Annotated in this window: 10 protein-coding genes; 4 read left to right on the top strand and 6 right to left on the bottom strand. The window is 70.7% G+C overall.

Annotated elements, in window-relative coordinates; all coding sequences use genetic code 11:
• A partial coding sequence (locus RM446_RS23010) for a hypothetical protein (protein ID WP_311547517.1) occupies positions 1 to 329 on the bottom strand: 329 nt, incomplete at its 3' end.
• 144 nt (positions 330 to 473) lie between these two features.
• Between RM446_RS23010 and RM446_RS23005 the strand changes: the two genes are divergently transcribed.
• A complete protein-coding gene (locus tag RM446_RS23005; protein WP_311547516.1) occupies positions 474 to 1,328 on the top strand; it encodes a helix-turn-helix domain-containing protein in 855 nt (284 codons plus the stop codon).
• A 4-nt stretch (positions 1,329 to 1,332) separates the two neighbouring features.
• Positions 1,333 to 1,524 carry a DUF397 domain-containing protein gene (locus tag RM446_RS23000; protein WP_311547515.1) on the top strand — a complete coding sequence of 64 codons (192 nt, stop codon included), beginning with the start codon at positions 1,333 to 1,335 and terminating at the stop codon, positions 1,522 to 1,524.
• Positions 1,525 to 1,584: 60 nt separating this feature from the next.
• On the opposite strand, the gene RM446_RS22995 is transcribed toward RM446_RS23000, so the two are convergent.
• From RM446_RS22995 to RM446_RS22985, 3 genes are all read right to left on the bottom strand, one after another.
• Positions 1,585 to 1,965, bottom strand: coding sequence for a hypothetical protein (locus RM446_RS22995; RefSeq protein ID WP_311547513.1), 381 nt, complete (start codon positions 1,963 to 1,965; stop codon positions 1,585 to 1,587).
• A 308-nt stretch (positions 1,966 to 2,273) separates the two neighbouring features.
• Entirely contained in the window at positions 2,274 to 3,608 is a 1,335-nt protein-coding gene (locus RM446_RS22990) for a DEAD/DEAH box helicase (RefSeq protein ID WP_311547512.1), read from the bottom strand.
• Between the two features lie 258 nt (positions 3,609 to 3,866).
• Positions 3,867 to 4,889 carry an NAD(P)/FAD-dependent oxidoreductase gene (locus tag RM446_RS22985; RefSeq protein WP_311547511.1) on the bottom strand — a complete coding sequence of 341 codons (1,023 nt, stop codon included), beginning with the start codon at positions 4,887 to 4,889 and terminating at the stop codon, positions 3,867 to 3,869.
• 81 nt (positions 4,890 to 4,970) lie between these two features.
• Here RM446_RS22985 and RM446_RS22980 point away from each other — a divergent pair, with 81 nt between their 5' ends.
• Positions 4,971 to 5,606, top strand: a complete 636-nt coding sequence (locus RM446_RS22980) for a helix-turn-helix domain-containing protein (RefSeq protein ID WP_311547510.1) — start codon at positions 4,971 to 4,973, stop codon at positions 5,604 to 5,606.
• On the opposite strand, the gene RM446_RS22975 is transcribed toward RM446_RS22980, so the two are convergent.
• Positions 5,594 to 6,796 (bottom strand): MFS transporter, encoded by a 1,203-nt coding sequence (locus tag RM446_RS22975; protein WP_311547509.1) that lies wholly within the window; start codon positions 6,794 to 6,796, stop codon positions 5,594 to 5,596. The two genes, RM446_RS22980 and RM446_RS22975, sit on opposite strands and share 13 nt — an antisense overlap.
• On the opposite strand from RM446_RS22975, the gene RM446_RS22970 reads away from it, so the two are divergent.
• The gene (locus RM446_RS22970) at positions 6,795 to 7,850 is read left to right on the top strand and encodes an ArsR/SmtB family transcription factor (protein ID WP_311547508.1); all 1,056 of its coding nucleotides are present in this window, start codon (positions 6,795 to 6,797) and stop codon (positions 7,848 to 7,850) included. The genes RM446_RS22975 and RM446_RS22970 overlap by 2 nt on opposite strands.
• Before the next feature lie 93 nt (positions 7,851 to 7,943).
• Here RM446_RS22970 and RM446_RS22965 read toward each other — a convergent pair whose 3' ends face one another.
• Positions 7,944 to 8,387, bottom strand: a complete 444-nt coding sequence (locus RM446_RS22965; protein ID WP_311547507.1) for a MarR family winged helix-turn-helix transcriptional regulator — start codon at positions 8,385 to 8,387, stop codon at positions 7,944 to 7,946.
• Between the last annotated feature and the right edge of the window lie 87 nt (positions 8,388 to 8,474).

Here is an 8,474-nt window from a genome sequence, read left to right as displayed (position 1 = left end):
GGGGGGGGGGGGGGGGGGGGGGGGGGGCGGGGGGCCGGGGCGCCTGCGCCGGCGAGGTAGGCGGCGAGCGCTTCGGTCTGCGACGAGTCGGCCCAGCCGGTGCGGCCCCACACGAAGGACCAGCCGCCGCGGATGTCCTGGACCAGGACGACGGGGATGGTGCGGTCCTGGTGGCGGACGTAGAGGACCGGGTGGGCGGTGTGGGAGAGGGCGACGACGGCGGTGCCGCCGTAGGCGCGGATGGCGGTGGCGAGGCGGCTGAGGTGGTGGGGGCGGGAAGTGTTGCTTTGGGTGGGTGGTTGGTGTCTGTGGGTGATCGTTGTGGGCATGGGGGAACCTCCGACATAGCTATCCCTAAGCTGCCAACCTTGGACTTGACTGCTTGGCGTCCATGGTGATCTAGGTAACCTAAGAACGTCAAGGATATATTTAGATAATGCAAAACTCGACGGAGGATCGCTAGGATGCCAGGCATGCAGCAGCCCCACAGCCCGAGCATCAGGCGCCGGCGCCTCAGCGCCAGGTTGCGTAGCTACCGGGAAGCGACCGGCAAGACGACTGGGCAGGTGGCAAGCGACCTCGGCTGGCAGCAGACGAAGGTCTCCCGGATCGAGACGGGGATGAAGAAGACGGTCCAGCCCGACGAGTTGGACGCCCTGCTGGACTTCTACGACGAGAAGAGTCCCGACGTCCGTGCCGAGCTCCATGAATGTGCTCGAATGGCCAAGCAGCGCGGCTGGTGGTCGCGGTACAGGAACGTGCTCGTCGAGGCCCTGCCGGACTTCGAGACCGAAGCATCGGTAATCAGGGCCTACGAGTGCCAGGTAGTCCCCGGACTTCTCCAGACCGCCGAGTACGCTGAGGCGATCTTCCGCGCCAACCTGGTGCGCAGCGACGAGGAGATCCAAGAGAGGGTGGCCGCTCGCCTCAAACGCCAGGAGATCCTGAACCGTGTCGATCCCCCGACCTGCTGGGTGATCCTCGATGAGGCTGCACTACGGCGAACTATCGGCTCGCGCGATGTGATGAGAGTGCAGCTGCGTCATCTCACCCACATGGCGGCGCGGCACAACGTCAACATCTACGTACTGCCGTACTCAGCGGGGGCTCACCCCGCGACGGTCGGCAGCTTCGTCATCATGGACTTCCCCAACCCCCTGGAAACCAGCATTGGGTATGTCGAGACTCCGACATCTAGTGTGTACGCAGAGGAAGCGGACGAAGTCGCTGAACTCAACTCGATCTTTGGTGGGGCGCAGGGCTCGTCGTTGAGTCCAGCGCAGTCCCTCGAGTTCATAACCGACATCATCAAAACCCTAGAAGAGTGAGACAGTGCCTGAGCAGAGAACGTGGCGGAAGAGCAGCTACAGCGGGGTTAACAACAACTGCGTTGAAGTCGCCGACCTCCCCGATGCCACCGCTGTGCGCGACTCCAAGCAGCCCGACGCCGCAGCCCTCGCGTTCCCGGTCGCTGAGTGGCGGGCCTTCCTCGCCGGCGTCGACCGAGACGAGTTCGAGGGCTGACGCACGACGGCCGCACCGCCGATCGGTCGGCGGTGCGGCCGTTGCATGTCCGGGGCAGGATCAGTCGCGCGCGGGGTGGCGCGGGCCTTCACCAGGTGGCGGGTTCAAGACGGTCTTGTAGGGCTCGCCGGTCTCGGTGGCCTTCGCCATCGCGTCGTAGATTTCCAGGATCGTTTCCTTGGTGCGGTAGGAGCCGTGCGCCTTGAGATCCCTCTCCTTAACGACCGGGAACGTATCCATGATGTGCGCCACCTCCCACCGCTCGGTCCCGTAAAGGTGGAAGAATGCTGCGTCCAATTCACAGCGAATCATGAAGCGTCGGTCCACATCCCATACATAGGGTTTACCTGAGTCGCCTAGGTCGACGGCGAAAGGCTTCATGTCCCAAGCGTTGTAGGTGAGCTCGATAACGCGAATCGCCACCCAATCCGACAGCACCATCCTGCTATTGAACGGGCATTCCTGATCCAACCCACCCGGAGGGATTACGGGAAGTTGATACGCCGTGAAAAATTTGAGATGCGTGCCTCCCGACTTCTGACGCGCCACATAATCTAAGACGAAACTAGAAAGGTTTGCATCCAATCCAGCTGGCGCCTCGTGGTTGGGTAGCATGAGTAAAGTTCCATCAGGCGTCGCCGTTCGAGGGAACGCAGCACATATCATAGTTCGCTCGTCTGTCGTGCGGCAGATATCCCGCCATCCGAGTAGCCACTCGCGATCCCACCCATTAAGGCTGAGCTGATTGGTTACCCCTGAAAAGAAGGTAGGATTACCCTTTCGGTCCTGCTTTCCCTCGTCGCCGACCGACCACCAGGAGTCGGGCAGGCGCCCGGCCTCGATCGGGTCGGCGGGCCTTGTTGGAGCATCTCCTGGATCGCCGCCTCGCAGCGCTTTCGCCCTTCCTCACCCTGGGCACCCGTGGCCTCGGCCAGGGCGCGGGAGGCTTCGGGCAGCGTGGTCGGAGGGCTGCGCACCAGGCGCGGCGGTGCTCCGGGGTGCTCGGCGGGTTCTTCCGCCAGGCCGAAGGTGGACTCGATCCAGCAGGCCAGCGGGTCGGACGCCAGTTCGGAATAGCCGTGCGCGGTGGTGGTCGGCGCCAATGCGGCATCCACCGCCCCGCGCAGCTCGGCGGTCGAGGGGAAGGATGTGTCGGTGTTGCGGCGCAGGGTCTCGCCGATGACCCGTTCGGGCTTGACGTGGGTGCCGAAGAGCCGGGAGGCGACACCGGCCACGCTGCGTTGGGCCTCGGCGAAGGTGCGGCTGGAGGCCATGGTGGCCGAGGTACCGATGAACTGCAGCTCCGGTGCGTTGCAGGCGTCGCGCAGCCGGCGCACGAGCAGGGCGACGTCGGCGCCCTGGCGGCCGCGGTAGGTGTGCAGTTCGTCCAGGACGAGGAAGCTCAGCCCTTGGGCGGCGCCGCGCAGCTGGCCGCGCTCGTGGGGGCGGGTGAGCAGGTACTCCAGCATCACGTAGTTGGTCAGCAGGATGTCGGGCGGGCGCTTGAACACCTGGTCGCGCTGCTCCTGGTCCTCCTGGCCGGTGTAGCTCGCGAAGCGCACCTTCTGCCCGCTGCGGGACAGGCCCCAGGTGAGGTACTTGGTCAGCTCGTGGTGCTGGCTGTTGGCCAGGGCGTTCATGGGGTAGACGACGATCGCCTTGATCTGTCCCGGGCGGGGGTGGCGCAGCACCCGGTCGACGATCGGCAGGATGTAGGCCAGGCTCTTGCCGGAGCCGGTGCCGGTGGTCAGCACATAGCTGTCGCGGGTGTTGGCGGCCTCCAGCGCCTCGCGCTGGTGGCGGTGCAGCGTCAGCGACCGCTCGCCGGGGTCCTCCGCGTGCTTCTTGTCGCGGAAGAAGCGCTCGCACTCGGGGCGCAGCACGCCTTCGGCGGCGAGTTCGCCGACGGTTCCGCCCGACTCGAACCCGGGATTGAGGGAGAGCCATGGGTCGGGCCAGCGGACCTTGTTGTCCTCTTCCTGCTTGAGGTAGTCGGCGATTCGCTGATCGCGGACTTTCACCAGCGAACTCGTGTACTCGCTGTAGTCCTTGATCAGTTCTTTGTGAACAGAGAAGACGTCCATTCGCCACCCACGCCCTATGTGCGGAGTTCCCGCGCGTTCTCGCGTCGGCGGGGGCAGCCCGGCTGCCCCCGCGCCCCATAGGTAGCACAGCGTGAGCAAGGAACGGAACGGAAAGGTCGAATCGCCACAACGGCCGGGAACGGCCACTGGGGATCCCCCGAGGTCCCGGTTCGGCCCTCCGATTGGCACCGGATTCCTCTGAGGCGGAGACCTCGGTTTGTTGCATGCGGAGCACCCTCTTGCCCGAACTGGTCGTCCTCACGCGGGCCAAAGGGGCGCCCGGCCGCTCGGCGGCGCCTCGCCCCCGGCCGGGAACGGAGCCCGGTAGGCGGCCAGCGCCGCGCGGGTGTCCTCGGCGATCAGGTCGGCGTTGATGCGGGCCCCCGCCGCCGCACCGGCGGCCGCGGCCGCGCCGACCTGGGCGGAGAGGTCGGTGGTGTTGCCCGCCACCCAGACGCCCTCCACCTCGGTGCGGCCGTCGGGCTCGGCCGGGATGTGCTCGCCGACGCCCATGGGGTGCTCGACCGGGTGCAGGCCCAGCCCCGCGAGGAACCCGGCGCGCGCCCGCATGCGCGGTGCCACCGCGACCGCCTCGCGGGCCACCATGGTTCCGTCGGCCAGCCGCAGTCCCGCGATGCGGTCGTCGGCGGCCTCGACGGCCGCGACCTCGCCCTCGACCACGCGGATTCCCCGCGCCGCCAGCTCCTCGGCCTGCTCGCCGGAGGGCGCGGGCCGTCCGTCGGTCAGCAGCACCACGCTGGCGCTCAGTTGGCGGAACAGGTGCGCCTGGTGCACGGCCATGGGCATGGGCCCGGTGGCCAGGACGCCGATGGCGCGGTCGCGCACCTCCCAGCCGTGGCAGTAGGGGCAGTGCACGACGTCGCGGCCCCAGCGCTCGGCCAGGCCCGGGATGTCGGGAAGCTCGTCGATGAGCCCTGCGGCCACCAGGATCCGGCGCGCCCGCACCGCGCGGCCGTCGGCGAGGCCCACGGTGAAGCCGTCCCCGTCCCCGTCACGCCGGGCGCCGACGACCTCGCCCTCGACCGCGTGCCCGCCGTAGTGGCGCACCTCGGCGCGCCCGCGCTCCAGCAGTTCGCCCGGCGCCATCCCGTCGCGGGCAAGCAGCCCGTGCACGCCCTCGGCCGGGGCGTTGCGGGGTGCGCCGGCGTCGATCACGGCCACCGTCCGGCGCGACCGCGCCAGCATCAGCGCCCCGTTCAGGCCCGCCGCGCCGCCCCCGACGACCACCACGTCGTAGCCGTCCTCCAGTCGGTCTCCCATGCGGATCACCTCCTACGACGAGCATGCGCCCGCATCCGCACGCGCGGCAAACATGTTTGCCGATATGGCAAACTGGGTCGTGTGAGCGAGGACGTGGACCAGACGATGGAGGCGGTCGGCCCCCGCCTGCGCGCACTGCGGCGCCGGCGCGAGACCACGCTGGCCGAGCTGGCGGCGGCCACCGGCATATCGGTGAGCACCCTGTCGCGGCTGGAGTCGGGGGCCCGGCGGCCCACCCTGGAGCTGCTGCTGCCGCTGGCCAAGGCGCACGGGGTCACCCTCGACGAACTCGTCGACGCCCCGCCCACCGGCGACCCCCGCATCCACATGCGGCCTGTGACCCGCTCCGGCATGACGATGCTGCCGCTGACGCGCCGCTCCGGCGGCATCCAGGCCTACAAACTGATCATCCCCGGCGGCGCGAAGCCCTCCACACCCGATCCGCAGACCCACGAGGGCTACGAGTGGATGTACGTGCTCAACGGGCGGCTGCGGGTCGTGCTGGGCGAGCACGACCTGGTGCTCTCGCCCGGCGAGGCCGCCGAGTTCGACACCCGTGTGCCGCACTGGTTCGGCGCCGCGGACACCGGTCCGGCGGAGATCCTCAGCCTCTTCGGCCGCCAGGGCGAGCGCGCCCACCTGCGCGCCCGCCCCCGCGCCGCAGAGGACGACGACGGCGGAGAGGGCTCCGGCGATCCTCCCGCTCAGAGGCCCTGAGGGGCTTCTCCTCCACGCCCGTCGCCGCTGGCAGGGCCCGCGGAGAGGCCCTTGCCGAGCAGCAGAACCGCGACCAGGGCCGTCGCGGCCGCTCCGGCGATTCCCGTCTCCGGGGCCGAGACCTGTGCCAGCGCACCGGCCGCCAGCCCGCCGGCTCCCTGGAAGGCGAGCAACCCCGCCGCGTGCAGTCCCAGGGCGTGCCCGGCCAGCGCCGGCGGGGTCAGCGCCAGCAGACGCTCCTGGAGCAGCAGCCCCGAGGCGTAGCCGAAAGCGCCGACGGAGACCGCGACCGCCGCTACGGCCACCGGCGGGTGGAGGGCGAAGACCAGGTAGGGCCCAGCGAGCAGTAGGAGCAGCGGCACGATCAGCCGCGGCCGCAAGTCGGCCGGCAGCAGGCGCCCGGCGGCCGCATCGGCGGCGAGCATGCCCGCCGCCCCGCAGGCGAACAGCAGACCGGCATGGCCGGGATCGTAGGCCACGAACAGGGACTCGGCGCCGACGATCGCCCCGCCGGGCAGCCAGAGGGCGAGAAGGACGCGGCGGCGGGGCGCTGAGGCCCACAGCCGGGCGTTGAGGCGCAACGTCGTCGCCGCCGACGGGCGGCCTGTGCTCCGGGGTGCGCGCCGCACCAGCCCTACCCTCGCCGCCACACTGCTCGCCGCATACAGCGCCGCCCCGGCGCCGAGGGCCATGCGGCCCGTTCCGGCCGCTGCGAGGACGCCTGCCAGGGCGAACCCGCCCGTCTGCACCAGCCCCGAGGACATCGCCAGCACCGACCTCCCCAGGACGAAGCCCTCGGCGGGTATGAGCTCGGTCAGGAGGCCGTAGCGGATCCCGCCGCCCACCGCCCCGGCCATTCCGGCCGCCACCAGCAGCAGCAGGATTGCCGCGAGCGGAGCGCCGGGGGCCGCCGGCACGGCGCTGGCCGCGGCCAGGAGCAGCCCCAGCCCGCTCAGCGCGGCGCGCGGGGGCAACCGGTCGGCGGCCGAGAGCAGCAGGACCGCGCCCGCCGCCTGTGCGAGGGAGGGGCCGGTCAGGGCGAGCGAGGCGGCCAACGGGGCCTCGGTCGACTGGAATACCAGCACCCCCAACCCCAGCGCGCTCACGGTCTGGCCGGCGGTGTGCAGAGCGTGCACCAGCAGCAGTGCGCGGAACTCGGCGAGCGCGAACAGGCGGCGATAGGTGGGCATGCCGGGGAGTCTGCGCGCGGTCCCGGCCGTGGACTACAGTTTCGCCGGGAGGCGAAACCAGGACATGGGGTGGTGGCGGCTCGACGCGGACACGATCGCCGGAGCGCGCTTCGCGGTCTCCCCTCTTGCGGAAACGGTGGCGGCGCTGCAGACCCTGTACTGGGGGCGCACCGCCCACCCGGCAGAGCGCGCCTGGCTGGCCCGTCACCGCCCCCCGTTCTCCCGCGAACTGGCCCATGATGCCCGCACCCGCGCCCTGCTCGACGCGGCCCTGGCTCCCGACTGGAACGCCACGTTCCTCACCCCGGTCCCCGAGGCCCGGACTACCGGGCCCGTCCGGTTCGGCGAGGAGATGGAGGCCCTGCGCGCGGCCTCGCCCGAGGCGGTCCGCGCCGATCTGCGCGAAGCCAACGGCGGGCCGCTGCCCTCGCTGCTGGACGGCGACGACCTTGCCGGGCGGACCGCCGACCTGTTGGAACGCATCTGGCACGGCGCGTTGCGCCCCGACTGGCAACGGCGCCGCCACCTCATCGAGGCCGACGCCGTGGCCCGAACCTCGGCGATGGTGCGCGGCGGATGGCGCGCCGCGTTGGAGGGCATGCGCCCGGGGATGAGCTGGATGGGCCGCGGGCGGCTGCGTATCCGCACCGACGACCCCGCACGCCGTGAACTGCGCTCCTGCGCCCTCGTCTTCACCCCCGTCACCTTCTCCCGGACCTGGGTGTGCTGGCGGGCCCCCGACCGCTACGGCGTCGTCTACCCCGCATCGGGCCCGCTCGCAGAGAACGGCCGCGCGCCGCGTCCCGACGCTCTGGCGGCGCTGCTCGGCCCGGCCCGCGCCGAGGTGCTGCGGAGCCTGGACGCCCCGGCGAGCACCACGCACCTGGTCGCGCGTACGGGGCAGGGGCTGGGTTCAGTCGGGGGGCACCTCAAGGTCCTGCGCGAGGCGAACCTGGTCGCCCGCCGCCGCTCCGGCCGCTCCGTCCTCTACTCGCGGACCGCCCTGGGCGAGTCCTTGGTGCAGGGGGGCGCCGTGCCCCGGGCGCCGCGATAGGCGCCGCCGCCCGTTCGTCGCCGCCGATCTTGTAGCCATCGTGATGGAAAGCGATTTCCGTTTGCGATGGCTACAAGATCGGCGGGGGTTCGCTCAGGACGGTTCGGCGGCCTCCGACTCCGCCAGGAGGCGGTCGACCGCCGATCGCAGTCCGTCGCGCTGGGCGGGGTCGAGCTCGGCGGCGAGGTGCTCCAGGCGGTCGGTCACACCGCCGTGCGTTTCGTGCGCCAATCGCACGCCCTCCTCGGTCAGGCCGATCCGGCAGGCGCGGCGGTCGTGGCCGTCGCGGTTGCGGGCCGCGAGTCCGCGGCGCTCGACGCGGTCGATCAGGCCGGTGAGGCTCGACTTCTCCAGGTTCAGCCGCCGGCCGAGGTCGCCCATGCCCACGGGCCCGTCGACCAGCAGGCACAGCAGGCGGGCCTGCTGGGGCGTGAGCTCGTGGCGGCGGGCGACGTCGGTGAACACGCGGTCGACGACGTGTGCCAGCCGCACCAGTGCCTCGACGCCTCCGGGTTCGGATCGTGTGGCCTCTGCCATGCCCCAAGACTAGTTGACGGAAGTTCGTTCCGCGAACTATTTTGATTCGCAGTACGAACAGTTCGCTTCACCAACTACTTCTCCGGG

This window comes from Streptomonospora wellingtoniae, from assembly GCF_031845375.1.
Lineage (GTDB): Bacteria > Actinomycetota > Actinomycetes > Streptosporangiales > Streptosporangiaceae > Streptomonospora > Streptomonospora wellingtoniae.
Note: the sequence above shows the minus strand (reverse complement) of the source record. Positions and strands in the feature narration are given on the sequence as shown.